Raw genomic sequence first — 19,075 nt, 5'->3', positions numbered from 1 at the left:
CTTGATAAAGCACTGTATTAATTTAATCATTTTGATACCAAAATAAATGTAAAAAATGGTTGGTCATGCTCAACCGTCATAGGAAATAGGTTTCCGAAAAAACGTTAGATTGATGAAATATCCTTGATGGAATAACCAAGGAATCAATATTCAACGTTATATCATTCAAAAAGTAACCCGAAACATATTGTGCAATGACAACAGAGACTGTTGGTGTGCTAGTTCTTGCCTTAATTCGTATTAGAAACAAACAAAAACAGTATCTCATTTAAGTTACTTATTCTAGCCGTTACTGTGAATGTATTTATATATGAATAATACGTGTTACTGGTGAGTCTTTTGTTGGTATGATATAAGAGAGGTGATTACAAAATTAAATAATGATAATTGATGCTAAATCGCATTAAAATATCAATATAGGGAAGAGGCTGGTTAAATGGACTGTCATCATAAATTTTCAAATATCATTAGTGCGACTTCTATATCGCTAATAATGTCACTGCTCCCAGGTTGCTCCTTTGCTGAAGTGACACCTAGTGAGCCGTTGGTGAGTGAGAAAACACCATCAGATCGACCAAATATTATTTTCATTATGTCCGATGATCATGCTTATCAGGCAATCAGTTCATATGGTTCTACGCTAATAAACACTCCCAATATTGATCGTATTGCCAATGAAGGGATGAGATTTACCAATGCTAGTGTGACAAACTCCATTTGTGCTCCGTCGCGAGCGACGATATTAACCGGCAAACATACTCATATTAATGGCAAAATTGATAATCAAATGCCGTTTGATGATAGCCAAGAAACCTTTCCTCAGATCTTGCAGCGTCATGGTTATCAAACTGCAATGTTTGGTAAGTTGCACTTTGGCAACAACCCAAAAGGGGTTGACGATTTTATGATTTTGCCTGGTCAGGGGGATTATATTAATCCTGACTTTATTACCAATGACGGTACAGTGAGAAAGCAGGGCTATGTTACTGATATTATTACTGATGAAACATTGAGTTGGCTTAAAGATAAGCGCGATGATACAAAGCCATTTATGTTGGCTTATCTGCATAAAGCGCCGCATCGTTCTTGGTGGCCTAGAGCTGATAAATTTGCGGAGTTTTACGAGAAAGAGTACCCATTGCCTGATACTTTATTTGACGACTATAGCACCCGAAGTAGTGCGGCTAAAACGGCTGAAATGACGTTGAGAAAACATTTGCTACCGGTAAAAGATACCAAGGTTTCTCCTGATCGTTATGACCCGAGGTATGAACCCTATGTCGATGCCAAAGACAATATAAGCAGGTTCACTAAGCAATATACACAACGTGCAACGGTCCAGCAGAAAATAGAATATGAAAAAGTACTCAGTAAAATTGCGAAAGATTATAACGAAAACTGGCCTACTATGTCAGAAAGAGAAAAAACCATATGGAAATATCAGCGATACATGCAAGATTATCTAGCCACTGTATCATCCGTTGATGACAATATTGGGCGAGTGCTAGATTATTTAGAAGAGGTTGGCTTAGCTGAAAATACGATAGTTGTTTATACCTCTGATCAAGGTTTTTATCTAGGTGAACACGGCTGGTATGACAAACGTTTTGCTTATCAAGAGTCAATGAAAACACCGTTAATGGTTCGTTGGCCTGCTCAAATTGAAGCGAATAAAGTATCTGATGAACTTGTTCAGAATTTAGACTTCGCACAAACATTTCTTGATGCCGCGGGTATAGAAGAGCCTGACGACATGCAGGGACAAAGTTTTCTTCCCTTACTCACCGGAGATGAACACAAATGGCAGCGCAATGGTGTTTACTATCATTATTACGAGTATCCAGGTGCCCACGCAGTAAAACGCCATTATGCAATCATGACAAAACGCTATAAATTGATTCATTTTTATCATGATATAGATGCATGGGAGTTATATGACCTTAGAGAAGATCCAAGTGAGTTGAATAACTTATACGGTAACGCTAGCCACAAGCAGGTTCAAGATCAATTAAACCAAGAGCTTGATGAATTAAGAAAGCAATATAAAGACTCGTCAGAATTGAATGAGCAGTTAATTAATAAAACCGCTCAGTGGCACAAAAATAAGCTAAAGAAAGTAGAGCGTTAATCATATGTTGATGTTTTCAAAAGATACGATTAACCGGTTACGAGTGCTAGGCGTGATTATTATGCTCATGATCATTTCTGGCTGTAACTATTTTTCCTCCACATTTAGCAAGCCTGAAATTATTAATGATACCCCGATAGATATCGGTTTTATGACACAAGATGAAAAGCTATTAAATGGTCAATGGAAATTTAAAACATTTCTGGGTGATGGTTCTAATTACCGAGATATTAAACCGACAGCTGAGGATACTATTATTGATAATAGCGACCTTGATTTAGTCGAATTTTCTGGAAACTGGCAAACAAAAAAGCTTGGGCAGCGAGACAGCAGTTTTTGGGGGCATGACTTTTTAGCTTTTAGTTACAGCAAGTTAAACCCTGATATTAAAGTTAAATTTAACTATCCTAAAATTGCGTTGGGTTACTATGAGCATTTTGTTTTTTATCCCTTTGCATCGAGTTTAAATACTAAAGTGACGGTCAAACATGCTGGTGGTGAAACCAGCCAGTATTTCAATCAGCGTAATCGTACCGGCCAATGGCTCAGTTTAGGTATTTTTAACATTGCCGACTTAGCAGAATCAAGTATTGAATTTTCAACTATTCATAAAGGCCAAGTGGCGGTAGATGCAATAATGTTGAGGCCAATAAACGAATCTGTTTATTTAAAAGCACAACAAGAGAAACAACAAGCTTATAAAGTCAATTTAGCCGATGAATCTTGGCAAAAATTGGCCGTGCCAGGTCATTGGGGGATGTTAAACGAATATGCTACTTATACAGGAAAAGGTTGGTATAGAAAGGAATTTACTCTTCCGGATAACTGGCAAGCAACGACCGAGCAGCGATATCGGTTAACATTTGACGGGGTATACCATGTGGCTAAGGTATATTTAAATGGCCAATTTCTAGGGGTGCATAAAGGTGGGTTTACCCCATTCGAATTTGATGTCACTGATAAACTGGATTTTACTCGAGATAATGTACTTGCTGTTGAAGCCGATAATAACGCGATTGTGGGTGCTACCTGGAATTGGGGCGGTATTATTCGTGATGTGAAGCTAATCAAAAATAATGATGCCAGAATTACTTTTCAGTATATTCACGCAGAACCAGATTTAATAGCAGGTGATGCTAGCCTAAGTCTAAAGGTGCGGGTCGAAAATTTTGCGAGTAGAACCAGAGTGTTCAAATTCAGTGCAAAAGTGAACAGAAATGGATTGTTGGCAAGCTTTGACCATGAATTACAACTAGATGCAAATTCAGTAAGTGAATTTAATTTAGAAAGTAACCTTACTGCTAAGCAAGTCAGTCTCTGGCATTTTGACCGGCCTAACTTATATGAATTAACCAGTGAATTAAGTGAGCAAGGAAAATTACTCCACCAACGACAAGACCGCTTTGGGATTAGAAAAGTAGAAATTACCGATAGTCAGTTCTTATTAAATGGTGAGCCGATACGGGTAGGTGGCTTTAATCGAATAAGCGATCATCGTTATTGGGGGACATCTGAGCCTGATGAATTACTCGCTAGCGATATAAAGATGATGAAAAATGCGGGTGCCAATTTCATGCGAATTATGCATGGAACCCAACATAAAAGGCTACTTGAACTGTGTGATGAAGTTGGAATGCTAATTTTTGAAGAGGCAAACATTAGAGAACTTACAAACCCTGAGTTTGTCGCCCCTGAATATGCGTTAAATAAGCAATGGCTCAGAGAAATGATTGAACGGGACATTAACCATCCAAGCATTATTGGTTGGAGCATTGGCAACGAACTTAAAGAACATTATCAATATGTCACATCTGTAAAAAACTATGTAAAAAAAGAGCTTGATCCCTATAGATTGGTGACTAATGTGAGTAATACGGGTTATAGAAAAGGTGACTCCGCAGAAAACGACCCTTTAGGCTTAAGCGATCTATTGATGCAAAATATTTATCAAAAAGACCCTGAGTCTGTTATTTCCACAATTAAGCATCGTTGGCCAAATCGTCCAGTGTTTATCTCAGAATATGGGTTAGGGCGTTTTGATACTGCGAGCCTTGATAATGACTATGCTAATTTTTCAGAGTGGCATGAGATGATCCGTGGTAGAAATACACATGTGGTTGGTAGCGCTATATGGTCATTTAATGACTATCGAAGTGGCTATGCCCAGTCACTTGAAGATGAAAATCGAGCCTGGGGCTTGGTGAATACTTGGCGTCAAAAAAGACGTGCATACAAAACGGTCCAGCAAGAGTTAAGTCCGATAAAATTATTGCAAATTGATCAAGTAAATATAAACAGTCAGCATGCAAAAGTTTCCGTTGCAGTCAGAGATGTAGACGACTATCCAAGTTATACGATAAAAAATTACCAGTTAGAATGGCAGCTAAATGCTGAGAATGGCGACGTTTTATCGAAGGCCTCATTAGCTTTGCCAACACTAAAACCTGGAGATCAAACTTGGCAGACTGGAATTGATTGGTCTGGGGATATTGATAATCCTTATAGTTTGACTGTACGCATTATTTCTAGCAATGGGTATGTACGCTTTGAGAAAGAGCTGGCATTTTTAAAGCCGTTAACGCCAACGATTAATAGCGTGCTTGTTGCTGATAATGCAGTTCGTGTTGAATTTGAAAAGCAAACGCCTAGTGTTGAATACTTTGTTCGTTATCGTCGAACCGATGGGGAAATAATTGAGTCAGAAAAAACCATCAACAATTCGATAGAGCTAACTAATCTAGATAGTCGCTACCAATATACACTGGAGCTTTTGGCCAGTAACGATGTGAGTAACAGCGCTCCTTCAAAGCCTTTCAATGTGACTCTATCTGGAAAGGCGCTGTCTCCGAGTATTTATGAAACTATGATAGACAAGGATAAGTTCATAGTTGGTTTTTCTGGAAAAGTGGATGATATTGGTTACATTTTACAATACGGCTATGCTAAAGGTGGGCTTAATATGAAGGTAACAACAAGCAGTAGAGGCATGATTACAGCAGATATAGACCCTACCCAAAAGACCCTTTATTACCAATTAAAAAGTAAGACGTTGGACACTGAAAGTCAATGGTCAAAGCTAGATGAAATCAGCTTATAATTGACGGTGGAAAATTTAACTAAAAAGCGATGAAATGTAGATTTCATCGCTTTTTTTTATCTGATATTTAAAACATCAATTGTTACTAGCGCCAATATACAGCCATTAATAAAGAGTGATTTATTGACACCCTAACGGTCTTTCACCATTCTGCCAGTGCCAGTGCCAGTGCCAGTGCCAGTGCCAGTGCCAGTGCCAGTGCCAGTGCCAGTGCCAGTGCCAGTGCCAGTGGTTTTAGTCGACGTATTTTGAGTAAGCGTTACAGTACGTAGCTTTTACATTGACTACATTGACGGTGAAGAGAATCGAATAGACCGCTTTAATGATTTCCCCAATAGCGATTGCTTTAACCGTTAAGTCGTTATTTTGTGATAATAAAACCCCATTAAGTCAGGGTATTAGGTTGTCGTAGGTTAATGCGATTGATTAATAAGCAAGATAGGACTAAATGTATCTGTGATAAAAAAAATGCTAATTACTCTGTGAGTATTTAGCATTAAATCGGTAATGAATTAAGTAATGAGACAGTCGTAAACGGTCATTACTTATTTGTCAGTTTTTTAAACTATCGACCGTGTATCGAACAATACCAGGCTTACTTTTACCACGTGCAGCAGTTATTTCTTGTTTCCAGTTATCGCGTAACTTGTTCAAAACCGCTTGATGATCATCACTTTGTGCAAGGTTAGTCAATTCTTCGGGATCGCTTGATAAATGATATACCTCCTCGTAAACAGCGGGTTCACCGTTTAGCGGGCCGTCGATAAAGTCACGGTATTGAAAAATATCACTGTCATGGGAACCATACATCACAGTCCCAGCTTTCATCCCTAATGTTTTACCAAAAGCCACTTTGTTAGTCGCGGACAAGTTATTGTTTTGGTAGTAGCGAATGTATTTCCATTCATTATCTTGTATTGATTCACAGCGCGGGTTTCCGAAATGGTTTGACCATAGGTTTTCTGAAACACTATATTGACGCTGGGTTTGTTGCTGACCTTGATAAAACCCTGTGAGGTTTTCACCTTGGTATGACTTAGGAGAATTAATGCCTGCATAAGCTAAAATAGTTGGCGCAATATCGATGCTTTGTACTAGCGCATCACTTCTACTGTTGCTGGCTTTCTTACGAGGGTCATAGATAATAAGTGGTACATGGGTGGCTTTTTCATAACAAAACGCTTTACCGCCTAAACCATGTTCACCCATGAATAAACCATGATCTGAACTGAAGATAATGATGGTGTTTTGATCGACATTTTGAGCTTTTAATTCATCTCTTAACTTTTTAACTAAACGATCTATTCCAACCATTGCTTGGTTCTGACGAATAAGCATTTCTTTTACCGTATCTTCTTTATCGACATAGGCATAACCAGCTTGTCGGTCATCAGCATGAAGTAATGATGGCGATAGTTTCGGGCTGGTAATATCATCTTTCGCGACATAATGATTGGGTAAGGCAATATCACGATCTCTAAATAAAGAACGGTAAATTTCATCGTCACTATCACGCTGAGCCATCTCGCGCGCGCTTGCGCCGTGCGGTAGGTTAAGGTTAATAGATAGCATAAATGGTTGATCTTTTGGACGAGCATCGAGGAATGTTACAGCACGCTTGAATTTATGCTCGTTTGTATCCATAAAATCGTCAACTCCCTCAGAAACGATTTCTAATTGAGTGTCATGCTCGGCTTCTTTAAAAATATCGTAAGTTTCTTTTGAATAAAACTTCATATGCCCTTGGGATGCATACCAATAGTCAAAACTACTTTCCATTAAACCACTTTTGTAACCTTTTTCTCCGAGAGGAACATGGTTTTTACCAACCCAGCCAGTAAAGTATCCAGCTTCTCTTAGCATCATTGGATAAGATTCAGCCCACGCTTGTTCTGAAACCGCAGTGCCGGAGTTAAAGTTAACGCCGTGTTGACGTTCATATTGGCTTAAAAGGATAGAAACTCGGCTTGGAGTACAAATTGCGCTGGTAACATGAGCATTGGTAAATAACATGCCTTTCTCAGCAAGTTCATCAATACTTGGAGTTTGTGCAATTTTATTGCCCGTAATGCTCAAATAACCATAGGGTTGGTCATCTGTCAGTACAAGTACGATGTTAGGTTGTGTATCAGCAATAGCTTTATAACTAAACAATGCTGTAATGAATATGCAGCTTGTGATAATTAAATGAATTTTTTTCATTTTTTACTCGACTTTTCATGACTAATATAGAGTTATTCAATGTTTCTTATTTAACCTCAATAAGTGCAATAAAGCCAATAAAATTTATATATGATTTTGGTTATCCACATTTAATATGTGAGGTGTTGTTAAAAACTTACTCTAATACCTTATATATAATTGGGAAAACTTAATTTAACTTGGCGTGAAAAATTTTTGCTTAACATGTTGTTAGCATGGCTTGTTCTTACCGAACTAGTGATATTCGTTTGCGAATGTCGTGCTATTTTGTTCAGTATATTAAGTTTATCGTATTTTTACAAAAGGCGTTGAACTAGTCACTTCTATGGCACGGTTTCTATTCTAAGCGTTATTGTCATCAAAGATTAGTTCATAATTTGATTGGTGTGTCACTCATTGTCTCTTATGTTTAGTGGTTTAGGTCTACAAGCTAGATCATGTTTATACTTGATGATAGTTGTTAACTCAAAACAGCTTTTCTATTAACAGGGCAGACCTACGTAGATTTTCTTTATTATTCCATCATCTATTCACGCTGTGAGTGCCTCTTATTCCTAATATTTATTATATTTTCTATTTAAAATATTGTTAATGTCATTGCTTCCTCTGTACTTTCCAGTGTCAACCGATTTTGTTTAGTCTATTAGTCTTGTTTTTTGCATTTGATTTCGGTACTTTACATTTAATCTTTCTGTTTCGTGCAATTGAAATGCATTATTAAAATAGAATACTAACAATCAATTAGACATAAATAGCTGGGGAGGAGCTTATGAGCCAAACACTATTAGTAACTGGATTGGTGCTAAGTCCCTTGCTGTTGGCGTTGTCCCCTGTGTACGCAGAAGACGAAAAAGAAGCTAAGCAAGATATAGAAGTTATTGATGTGAAAGGCTTTAAATCGTCGGTGACCAAAGCGCTAAATGCAAAACGCTTTACTAAAAAAGTAACCGATTCAATTGAAGCTGAAGACATTGGTAAATCAGCAGATCAAAATATTGCTGAAGCATTACAACGTGTGACCGGTATTTCCATTGAGCGCAGCGCTGGTGAAGGTACTACGGTATCAGTGCGAGGAGCAGGTCCTAACTTAAATAATATTACGTTAAATGGGGTGCCATTAACCAGCAGTGGCAAAAATCAATCGGTTGATTTAAGCCAATATTCATCAGATATTCTATCTAGTATTAAAGTGGTTAAAACGCCTAGTGCCGACAATGATGAAGGTAGTATAGGTGCAAGTATTCAGCTCAACGGCTTTAAACCCCTAAAAGGCGCAAAGAATAGAAGAGTCATCGAAGTGCAATACCGAAATAATCCCTTTGCTAACGTTGATGGCACACCTGATCATAAATTAAGTGGTTCTCTGTCTGAAAGGTTTCTTGATGAAAGAGCCGGTTTTTCGATTGTTGCTAGCACAGAGGCATCAACTGTTAGGCGTGATCGCTACAATAACACCTGGTGGCGTCCATTAGAGCCAAAAAAAGGTGCCACAAACATTGAAACCGGTGAAATAATAACTAAAGATGATGGTTATGATTACAATGGCGATGGTGTGATTGGTGATGATGAAAAAGTGATCCGCGGCTTTGCTAGCCGACAAACCCAATATCGTACCTCAAATATTGCCAGTGATCGTAAAACGGTATCATCAACTCTACAGTTTTTACCAACAGAAAACACTGATGTGTCATTTGATTACACTTTTGCTGAGAAAAAAGTAAAAAATGACGATAACTACTTTTCAAATACTACTCCAAATAAAGGTGATGAGCCTGAAAATATTTTATGGGACCCAAGTAACTTTACCTTCACTAAATGGACTAATACTTCATCGACAGCTAAAGAGGCTATTGTTGTCAGAAATCATCGCGATATAAGAGAAACCACAGATTTCAACCACGTCTTTGGTTTTAATGTCGATCATCAATTTGAAAATTTTCTATTGGGTTTAAAAGCAGGACATTCGACATCAGAATCTGGCGATGATTTTTATCTTCAATCACGCTATCAATTACCAAATAGTGCAAAAGGTGGAGGTTATTACAATGGTTATGATTGTTCCTCAATACAGGAGGTGTGTTTAAGTGTGGTTTCACCTGAACTTGCTAATGACCCGTCGACAATGGAACTCCAATCACTGGCACTGCAAGACAGAAAAATTAAAGATAGTTTCACCAATGTATTTCTTGATATTGATTGGGATCTTGATGTCGGCCCAGTCACCACAGTTGAGCTTGGTTTAAAGTGGAGCCAACGAGAAAAAAACATTCATGAAACGCGTCAAGAGTTTAATAATTCGACGTTTGGTGATTTCTTCGATGGTAAAACCATGGCTGATTACTATGACGGTGAAACTACACCGTCAGATTGGGGGGATGTGTTAGGTTTTCCACGTGATGAAATCACTAACGGCTGGATAAAGGCAGACTCAAGAGCGATTTACCGTGATATTCAAGCCGCTGGATTAGACCCTGAAATCACCACTAATTTACGTAATACTCGTGATATTGAAACTGAAGCGCAAGCGGCCTACGCTAAAGTGAATTTTGAATACTTTGGTGGCACGCTGGTAGGGGATATTGGGTTACGATACGCACAAACTGACGTTAGATCCTTTGGCTATTCAGCTTTTCGGTACGCCACACTTGACTTCATCACCGCAGAAAATATTGCCTATTATGGCTCAGAAGAGGCCGCGATTGAGGCACTAGGTCTAAACATTATGAAGGGTGAAGAAACTCCAGGAGCAAGGCCCACTCAAGGTAAACATCATTATGATAACTGGCTGCCGAGCGTAAACTTAAATTATTCGTTAACTGCTGACAGCATCGTTAGATTTGCTGCATCGAAAACAATGGCTCGTCCACGTATTGATGCACTCAAACCTGGTTTTTCTATTAATGAAAGTTATTCCAATCCCACATCGAATGCAACATTAGGCTCAACAAAGTTAAATCCGTATTTATCGAGCAACCTTGATTTATCGTTTGAATGGTATTTCGATAAGGCATCATTATTAGCCATGACATTATTTAATAAAGATATGTCAGACTTCCAAGAAAGTTTAGCGAGTTTAGCGTATTGGAAAGATGTGCGAAATGAGTTTTATGATGTAGCTGATGACGGGCGTACAGGTGAGCTTAAAGATGATGAGGATATTGACTTTATAGTCGATCCGACGGATATCATTCTTGGCTATAACCCAGATGAGACGCCTGTTGGATGTATGCCGAATCGTGAGAAAAATGTAGTGGCAGCCTTTGGTGACAAAGGGTGTGACTTGCTTAACTTCACGGTTGAGCGTAACGGTAAAGGTGGATATGTAAGAGGAATGGAATTTAATTTTCAGCATAACTTTGAATACCTACCAGGGACATTGAGCAGCTTAGGTTTACTGACTAACTACACCTACTCAGACAGTGAAGTGGATGAAGAACGTGATAGCCAAGGCAATATTATTTTTGCTTCATCGCCTTTACCTCGTACATCAAAGCATACGTTTAACGCCACTGTTTTTTGGGAAAAAGGCGATACCTTATTGCGCATTGCTTACAACAACCGTAGTGACTACTTAAACAGTCGTGCTGCGCAAGATGGTAACGCCGTGTGGACTGAGGGATATGACTCGCTCGATTTTTCATCTTCATATCAGATAAATAAGATGATCTCGATAAACTTTCAAGCGGTAAATTTAACCGACACAGTTATTAGAACGTATAACTCGAATGTTGTTGACCCATTATTACCGGCAGAAGCATTGACCTTAGGTGATGCGCCAGATCATCGAACTATATCGGCGTCAAATGTGGGTACAACGTATCGCCTAGGAACGAGAATTAACTTTTAGCGATTGATAAATGGAATAAGTTTTGGTTATGTGCGCTAAATTGCGGATAACCTTTTAATGTAAGAATGATTCTTTTGTGAATTTAATTTTTAATAGGTATGTTTTTTTTATTAATTATTGTTTGATAATATTTTTTACTAATACTATTTAAGCATAAAAATAGAAGCAACCGACAAAGAGGTATTATGTATGGCTAAGGAAAGGCTTTTAAGTTTAGTGTTGTTGCTAGCTACGAATAACTTAATCGTGTCAGATGTTAATGCAAGTGAAGAAAAAATTACGCCTAATAAGCCAAACATTATTTTGGTGATGACGGATGACCAAGGCTATGGTCAGATAGGCAAGAATGATAACCCGATCATCGACACCCCAAATATTGATCAATTAGCTAATGAAAGTGTGAGTTTAACCAATTTTCATGTTGATCCGACTTGTTCACCAACCAGAGCCTCATTACTGACGGGGAAAAACTCCTTAAGAGCAGGGGTTTGGCATACTATTTTAACGCGTTACTTCTTGGGTGAAGAGCATGACACATTAGCCGAACAACTTAAAAGGAGTGGTTACGAGACTGGGATTTTTGGCAAATGGCATTTAGGTGATAATTATCCTTTCAGACCACAAGACCAAGGCTTTGATAACGTAGTTATTCATGGTGGAGGTGGTGTTGGCCAGACGCCAGATTATTGGGGTAACACTCAATTTGATGATGTCTATTATGATAATGGTGTACAGAGACAATTTCCTGGATATGCCACTGATGTGTGGTTCGATCAAAGTATTAGCTTCATCAATGAAGAAAGGGAACAACCATTTTTTGCCTATATTTCTTTAAATTCACCACATGCACCATATAGAGCGCCTGAAAGTTATGTCGAACCCTACCTAAAAAAAGGGTTAAACCGTGATATGGCGACGTTATACGGAATGATTACTAATATTGATGACAATATGGCGAAACTTCGTAACGCTCTGAAAAAAAATGGATTAGATAAAAACACCATTTTAGTTTTTATGACTGACAATGGTGCGAGTTATAAACCAACAGACAAAAAAAATGTGTTAACTAAGAAGCACACAGGGTTACAAGAAAAGTTTCCTGGTTGGATCCCCAATGCGGGTTTAAGAGGCTATAAAGGCAGTACTTATGAAGGTGGTCATAAGGTGCCATTCTATATTCATTATCCTGATGGTGGCTTAATATCAAAAGAATATAATAACTTAAGTGCGCATGTTGACCTTTTACCGACGTTATTAGATTTGGCTGGCTTGCCTTTACCAACAGAAAAAATTGACGGTATTAGTTTAAAAGAATTATTAATGACGGGCTTGTCAAAGGAATTAGACGAACGAAAACTAGTTATAACAAACCAAAGAGTAGACGTTCCATCAATTGACCGACCTACAGTGGTAGCACACAAGATGTGGCGCTATTTGACCTTTAATGGTAAAGAAGAACTTTATAATTTAAGTGACGATCCGCAACAACAACATAATGTCATCAAAAAATACCCTGACGTTAGAAAGCAGCTGTCTAACTATCATACGACTTGGTGGCAGGAACTCAGCGATAAAGGATTTTTAAATCGTCGAATTGTTATTGGTAATGAAGCAGAAAATCCAGTGCGATTAAATGCTATGGATTGGAGCGAAAACCAAGGCGAGGTACCATGGTTTATCGGCCATCAAGCACCAGCGGATGAACGAGATTATATTCATTGGTTAACTCGAGAAGGTGACTTTAAGCCTCACCCTTGGTATATCGATGTTGAAAAAACAGCACAATATGAAGCAAAAGTTTTTTACCATGATGCGCCAGCAGCTACACCGGTACAAAATAAATATTGTGTAATAGAAACAAATAACCAACGACATATTGAAAGGGTTTGGGGAAGAGCGTCTCATTGCGTAATGAATTTAGAACTTCAATCTGGTGAACAAGCGGTTACGGCTTGGTTTACTGATGATGAGACAGGCGAACGCCAAGACAAAGCGGCTTTTTATCTTTATCTAGATCGTCAATAATTCATGTGATTCATATACGCTTTGTGAGGGTTTTCATAAAGCGTATAGATTCATTTCAAAATTTCTTCCTGACATTTATATTCCTCATCCGTATTTTTATATTCAAATCCGTATCTATTTTTGCATAGAAACAAAACCTTTTTCTCTTAGCTGCTTACCTTATCTAACCTTATAATATTTTGTGCTAAATCAGGTTTGTTCTGGTTTTACCATGCTAATCACAGTAATTGTCACCCCTTGTAATTAACAAGCTAATAACATACCTTGATCGCATACGAACTATTGTATTCGTATATGATTTTAATTTAATTGGGGGTGTTATAATGAAATACAAAGTAATAACAATGACTGCAGTTGCATATGCTGTATGTTCCTTTATGGCGAATGCAGAGGAAAGAGTTGCAGATGCTAATAATATTGAACAGATTATTGAATGGGCCAGTGATGGGGTTACAACCCAAATAACATTTCCAAGTGGTGTTTATGAGTTTTCTAATCAGCTAAAAATCAACAATAATAATCTCATGTTAAATGGTACTGATAAAGACTCGGTTATTTTAAAATTAGTAGAAGCTAAGCAATCGTTGATAAATGCAACTGGTAATAACTTAGTCATATCGAACTTAACGTTAGACGGTAACAATTTACAAAAAAGTTTTGGGCATCGCATATTCTTTTTCAATCGAAGTGAAGGTCATCGTTTCGACAATGTTATTTTTAAGCAGTCATTACAAGATGCTATTTCTGCGCCACAAGGATGGGCTACTGAAGGTTTAGAAGTCAGGAATAGTGAGTTTATTAACATTAAAGGCTATGCAATACATATATTTAACCGTAACACCTTAAAACGTGGCGGAGATGTCATTAGTTCCATTAAGCCAGTGATTATTGAATCATCAACCTTTAGAGAAGGATACGGTGTTGGTGTGGTATTGGATGCTGGTAATGATAGAACACACGATTATACCGATGAGGATGGTAACAGGGTTGGTCGTCGGTATACTGAATCCGTCAATATGAATGGTTCAATCATTGATAATAATATTTTTGAGAAAAGTACTAAATTTCATTTTTCTGGGGTACAAGCATCTCACTTTACATTATCAAACAACACTTTTTTGGGGATTACAGATGATGCCCCTTCAGGTGCAAATGGGATTCATTTTGAACAGTTTACCAGTGATATGGAGATTTATGATAATGAATTTTATATGGACGATACCATTGCCAAAGCAGTGCCTTACATTTCTATCGCAGCAACTGAAGGTCATAAACGCGTTTTTCAAGAAACTGATTCAAGCACTTATCCAACGTGGACCTATAAGGTTGATGGCAGCAATGAAAGACGCGCTTCAACTTCATGCGCAAGCACAGGACATATAGATAAAAGCTGTAAGAGAGATGTGCATGCTTACGGTCCTAAAAACATTTATATAGCAGGCAACTATTTTCACGAATCAGAGATGATCACTGATTATGTTGCCATAAAAGAGGGTGAAAACATTCAAATTGGTGCCAGGAAAGATGGCTCAATAGCGCTGAATACTTTTGCCGGTGGAACAGAATACTCAAGGAAAATTACACTATCAGGTCATGATGAAGGTAATTGTGATGTGGTGATCCACCCTGGTCAAAACGTATCACTTGGCAATGTCATCTTTAAAGGTGTTAGTTTTGATTCGTCAGCCTGTTTAGAAACAAAACCTATTATTGTTAATGACACTGTGATTGGCGGAGATAAAAATCCTGACGAAGGTGATGATAATAGCGATGCTGATTTTGATGAGGATGGTATTCCAAACAATGTCGACCCCGATGATGACAACGATGGGATTGCTGATGATGTTGATGCATTTCCATTTAACATTAAATATGCAGCTGCGGCAGCTGAATTTAGATTTGACGTTATAGCAGATGCAGATGTTGATTCAAGTCGTGCTGATTCAAATTTAGGCACTCCAGCGGCACTAAAATTATTTGTCGATCGTCGTCATAGCTATTTGAAATTTAATATTACTGGGATAGATGATGTGTCAGGCGATATTATTACCAGTAAATTATGGCAATTTAACCGTGTGGCTAAACCCATTATCGGTAATATTAATATATTTGAAAGTGATAACAATTGGGAAGAGCTAACCGTCACTTGGAATGCTAAGCATGATTTAGATAACTTAATAACCAGTGTCGAGGTTGACGGTACATCATCACAGTTTAGTGCAGACATTAACGTGACATCAGATGGTGTTTATACCTATGGTATTAATGCAGATGTTGATGGTCAATTGAACTCAAAAGAGGCAACAGGTGGTCAATATGGCGCTTTTATAGAAATTGTAAAAGCTGTGCCTTCAGCAGACTTTGATCAAGACGGACTTCCTGATTTAGTTGATATCGATGATGACAACGATGGAGTGAATGATGAGGTTGATTTGTTTCCATTTGATGCGCATGAATCTAAAGATTTTGACCAAGATGGAGTGGGTGATAACAGTGACTTAGATGATGACAATGACAATGTGGATGATTCAGCAGATGTTTTTCCTTTCGACGCTACTGAGTGGGCTGATTTTGATGCTGATGGGTTAGGTGATAACGCTGATCTTGATGATGATAATGATGGTGTTAATGATGAAATTGATTTTCTTCCCTATGATAACCAAATTGGTATTTTGGGCGATATCGATGGTGATTTTGATCTAGATGTAAGAGACCTTATTGCATTTATACATGGTGTTGTCACAGGCAGTGTTACACATTATGCTTATGATTTTAATGCTGATAACATCGTTAATCATCGTGATATTCGCGGTTTTGTTAAGTTGGTTCACAATAATCGTGACCATCCATAATTCAAGCAGATGAGTAAACTTGAAGCGTTAAGCTGAGCCTTGAGTTAACCGCTGGTTGGCTTTCATAGGTACGCACGATCCAAGTGTAGTCCAACACAAATTACACCGTTTGGCCCTTAAATCACCATCATGATTTAAGGGCCATTTTTTTGGGGCTCATAAATCTGCAAACTAACAATAAGCGGTAACCTTGCTTATCAATAAAACTTGTTCTTTTTACCTTCATGCCATCACCTTTCTCTAATAATTAATATTGGCTATGTAATGAACAGCATTGATTAAATACGCTACATAACCAGTCTACACAACGAATTATTTTTGTATTTAACGTTACTATTTTATATATGATTTGTTGATTTTGTGTGATAAAGTCGAAAATAATAAAAGTTAAATCAAAAGAGTGTGAAAATATTAATGATGAAATTCAATAGATTGGTTCTGCTATTTGTCTTATCTACATTTACTTTTTCAGCTGTATCAGCAGATACAGAAAGCATTAGTTTTAATGATGGCTGGAAGTTTAGTAAAGGTAAGATGGTTAATGCACAAAAAAATGACTTTGACGATAGCCAATGGCAATCAGTCACTATTCCGCATGATTGGTCTATAGAAGGACCATTTGACACTAAATACAATGCGCGAAATGGCGGTTTACCCGTATTTGGGGATGGTTGGTACCGTAAAGAGTTTACTTTGCCTAAAAACACGCAAGGTAAGCATGTATCAGTCACTTTCGATGCTGCGATGAACAATTCAAATGTATACATTAATGGCCATTTAGTAGGGCATCGTCCTTTTGGTTACATTGCTTTTGAATATGATTTAACACCTTATTTAAATTATGACGATAAACCTAATGTCATAGCCGTAAGTTTATCTCCGGAAAATTTCTCAGCTCGTTGGTATGCCGGTGCAGGCTTATATCGAAATAGCTGGCTAGATATTAATGATGATATTCATGTGGCCAAATGGGGAACTTTCGTTAGCACGCCTAAAGTCACTCCTACTTATGCGCAAGTTAAACTTGAAACGAAAATTAATAATAAAGGTGAGGCCGCTTCAACTCATGTTCGTCATGTTGTACGAAATTTAGCGGGTGACACTGTGATTGAAACCCCCAATATTATTCACAAGCTAGCAGCTAATTCTCAAAAAATAGTTACACAGCTTTTTGACTTAGCTAATCCAATTTTATGGGATACTGAAAACCCGCATTTATATGAAATTGAGACATTAATTAGCACAAACAATGTCATTGTTGATCGCTATAAAACACCGCTTGGTGTTCGTCACATTGAATTTAAAGCCAACGATGGTTTTTGGTTAAATTGGCGCAGAGTTCAAATTCAAGGCGTATGTCTACACCATGATAATGGTCCATTAGGCGCAGTGGCAAATCACCGAGCGATAGAACGTAAACTACAAATCATGAAAGATATGGGGGCTAACTCAATTCGAACATCACATAACCCTCCATCACCTGAACTTGTCAAACTTGCAGATGAAATGGGGATTTTGCTTCAAGTTGAATCTTTTGATGTTTGGGAAATTGAAAAACGAACTGTAGTTAATGGATATCAAAAAGATTTTGCAGAGTGGCATGAGCAAGATTTACGCGACATGATCCGCCAAAATCGTAATAGCCCATCTATCATCATGTGGAGTACGGGCAATGAAATTATGGAACAAGGTGTTGAAGATGGTTGGAAGGTTGCTAAGACACTCACTGATATTGCTCATGACGAAGATCCTACTAGATTAGTCGCAGCAGGCTTTAATAATCCTAATGGTGCAATTAAGAATAAACTTGCCGATGAGGTTGATATTGTAGGCTTAAATTACAAGCCAACACTCTACGATGATATCCATAAAGCACATCCTAACTGGATTAAATTAGCGAGCGAAACCTCATCAGTGACAAGTACCCGTGGTAAGTATCATTTCCCTATGGAAAAGTATTCAACCCATGATTCACGTTATGTCACTAGCTACGATATTGTTGGTCCTGTTTGGGCTTACCCGCCTGATATAGAATTTGAATTTTTAGAGCGTAACCCTGAAGTGATGGGGGAATATATTTGGACTGGTTTTGACTATTTAGGTGAACCAACACCTTATGGTGGCAAAGATCATAGCGATAGAGGTTACTGGAATCATGATTGGCCAGCGCGCAGTTCTTCATTTGGTGCTGTAGATTTGGTTGGTTTCCCTAAAGACAGGTTTTATTTATATCAGAGCCAGTGGACTGATACTCCGATGGTCCATGTATTACCTCACTGGAATTGGCCAACGATGATAGGCCAAACCATTCCTGTATTTGCCTACACTAATGCTGAAGAAGTTGAGTTATTTGTCAATGGAAAATCATTTGGCAGAAAAATTAAAGGTGTTGATAAAGCCTCATTACCCGTTAGTTTTAAACGTTGGGATGGTGAAAATCGTCCTGATTATAAAACGCCTTATCGTTTACGCTGGGATGTTGAGTATCAACCAGGTGAACTTAAAGTGGTTGCTTATAAACAAGGGAAAGTGGTTAGCGAAAAAGTGATCAAAACGGCTGGCGAAGCGGTACAAGCAAGCTTAAGTCCTGATCGTAATATCATTGATGCGGACGGCTATGACCTTTCTTATGTTGCTGTGGAAGTACTGGATGAACAGGGTAATTTAGTCCCAACGGCTGAAAATAAAATCCGCTTTTTTGTAGAAGGTGCTGGTGAAATCGCTGCCGTTGGCAATGGTGACTCTGCAACAGTAGAGCCATTTAAAGCGGATTATCGCCGTGCATTTAGTGGTAAGGCAATGTTAATCGTTAAAAGCATAAAAGGGCAATCTGGCGAGATAAAAATCAGTGCCTATGCTGACGGACTTAACATTACGCCTATTACAATAAGTGCAAAATAACCAATTTAATCACGAAGGCTTTG

Annotated in this window: 7 protein-coding genes; 6 read left to right on the top strand and 1 reads right to left on the bottom strand. The window is 38.1% G+C overall.

Annotated elements, in window-relative coordinates:
* The first annotated feature begins 436 nt into the window (after positions 1-436).
* Together L2737_RS06810 and L2737_RS06805 are read left to right on the top strand one after the other, a co-directional pair.
* Positions 437-2,128, top strand: coding sequence for a sulfatase family protein (locus L2737_RS06810; RefSeq protein ID WP_248955237.1), 1,692 nt, complete (start codon positions 437-439; stop codon positions 2,126-2,128).
* Between the two features lie 61 nt (positions 2,129-2,189).
* A complete protein-coding gene (locus tag L2737_RS06805; protein WP_248955236.1) occupies positions 2,190-5,225 on the top strand; it encodes a glycoside hydrolase family 2 TIM barrel-domain containing protein in 3,036 nt (1,011 codons plus the stop codon).
* A 552-nt stretch (positions 5,226-5,777) separates the two neighbouring features.
* Here the strand turns inward: L2737_RS06805 and L2737_RS06800 are convergent.
* Positions 5,778-7,427 carry a sulfatase-like hydrolase/transferase gene (locus L2737_RS06800; protein ID WP_248955235.1) on the bottom strand — a complete coding sequence of 550 codons (1,650 nt, stop codon included), beginning with the start codon at positions 7,425-7,427 and terminating at the stop codon, positions 5,778-5,780.
* A gap of 769 nt (positions 7,428-8,196) precedes the next feature.
* Between L2737_RS06800 and L2737_RS06795 the strand changes: the two genes are divergently transcribed.
* The 4 genes from L2737_RS06795 to L2737_RS06780 all read left to right on the top strand — a co-directional run bounded on the left by L2737_RS06795 (position 8,197) and on the right by L2737_RS06780 (position 19,052).
* A complete protein-coding gene (locus tag L2737_RS06795; RefSeq protein WP_248955234.1) occupies positions 8,197-11,274 on the top strand; it encodes a TonB-dependent receptor in 3,078 nt (1,025 codons plus the stop codon).
* A gap of 189 nt (positions 11,275-11,463) precedes the next feature.
* Positions 11,464-13,299: an arylsulfatase gene (locus L2737_RS06790; protein ID WP_248955233.1), complete on the top strand. Its 1,836-nt coding sequence runs from the start codon at positions 11,464-11,466 to the stop codon at positions 13,297-13,299.
* A gap of 323 nt (positions 13,300-13,622) precedes the next feature.
* The gene (locus L2737_RS06785) at positions 13,623-16,151 is read left to right on the top strand and encodes a CBM96 family carbohydrate-binding protein (protein WP_248955232.1); all 2,529 of its coding nucleotides are present in this window, start codon (positions 13,623-13,625) and stop codon (positions 16,149-16,151) included.
* 414 nt (positions 16,152-16,565) lie between these two features.
* On the top strand, positions 16,566-19,052 hold the full coding sequence (locus L2737_RS06780; protein WP_248955231.1) for a glycoside hydrolase family 2 TIM barrel-domain containing protein: 2,487 nt from the start codon (positions 16,566-16,568) through the stop codon (positions 19,050-19,052).
* The last annotated feature ends 23 nt before the right edge of the window (positions 19,053-19,075 follow it).

It is taken from the genome of Shewanella electrodiphila, assembly GCF_023283985.1.
In the GTDB taxonomy this organism is placed as follows: domain Bacteria; phylum Pseudomonadota; class Gammaproteobacteria; order Enterobacterales; family Shewanellaceae; genus Shewanella; species Shewanella electrodiphila.
Note: the sequence above shows the minus strand (reverse complement) of the source record. Positions and strands in the feature narration are given on the sequence as shown.